We start from the raw sequence: 590 nt of genomic DNA on the forward strand, positions 1-590 counted from the left end.
CACCACGGGACCATTTGGTTGCGGGGACAGGATTTGAACCTGCGACCTTCGGGTTATGAGCCCGACGAGCTACCGTGCTGCTCCACCCCGCGATAATAAAATATTTGATTTAGAAAAAATGGAGGAGGTAGAGGGATTCGAACCCCCGCGCGACTCTCGCCGCCTGTCGGTTTTCAAGACCGATCCCTTCAGCCGAACTTGGGTATACCTCCGAGATAGAAACGTCTAATGGTGGACCTTGTAGGACTCGAACCTACGACCGGACGGTTATGAGCCGTCTGCTCTAACCAGCTGAGCTAAAGGTCCTTTATGGTAGCGGCGGAGGGGATCGAACCCCCGACCTCACGGGTATGAACCGTACGCTCTAGCCAGCTGAGCTACACCGCCATAAATGATATTAAAAAAGTGGAGCCTAGCGGGATCGAACCGCTGACCTCCTGCGTGCAAGGCAGGCGCTCTCCCAGCTGAGCTAAGGCCCCATGTTTTTGGAAAATCGGGAAGACAGGATTTGAACCTGCGACCCCCTGGTCCCAAACCAGGTGCTCTACCAAGCTGAGCCACTTCCCGTTAATAAAAGCGCGCCCGAGAGG

At 55.1% G+C, this 590-nt stretch carries 6 tRNA genes; all 6 read right to left on the bottom strand.

Annotation, left to right across the window (positions count from 1 at the left end):
- Positions 1-15: 15 nt before the first annotated feature.
- Positions 16-92, bottom strand: a tRNA-Met gene (locus FOT98_RS31670).
- Positions 93-119: 27 nt separating this feature from the next.
- Positions 120-212: transfer RNA gene (locus tag FOT98_RS31675), tRNA-Ser, on the bottom strand.
- Positions 213-229: 17 nt separating this feature from the next.
- A tRNA-Ile gene (locus FOT98_RS31680) sits at positions 230-306 on the bottom strand.
- Positions 307-310: 4 nt separating this feature from the next.
- A tRNA-Met gene (locus FOT98_RS31685) sits at positions 311-387 on the bottom strand.
- Positions 388-406: 19 nt separating this feature from the next.
- Positions 407-479 (bottom strand) — tRNA-Ala (locus FOT98_RS31690).
- A 14-nt stretch (positions 480-493) separates the two neighbouring features.
- Positions 494-567, bottom strand: a tRNA-Pro gene (locus tag FOT98_RS31695).
- Between the last annotated feature and the right edge of the window lie 23 nt (positions 568-590).

The organism is Bacillus sp. HY001 (assembly GCF_007558965.1).
GTDB lineage: Bacteria > Bacillota > Bacilli > Bacillales > Bacillaceae_G > Bacillus_A > Bacillus_A mobilis.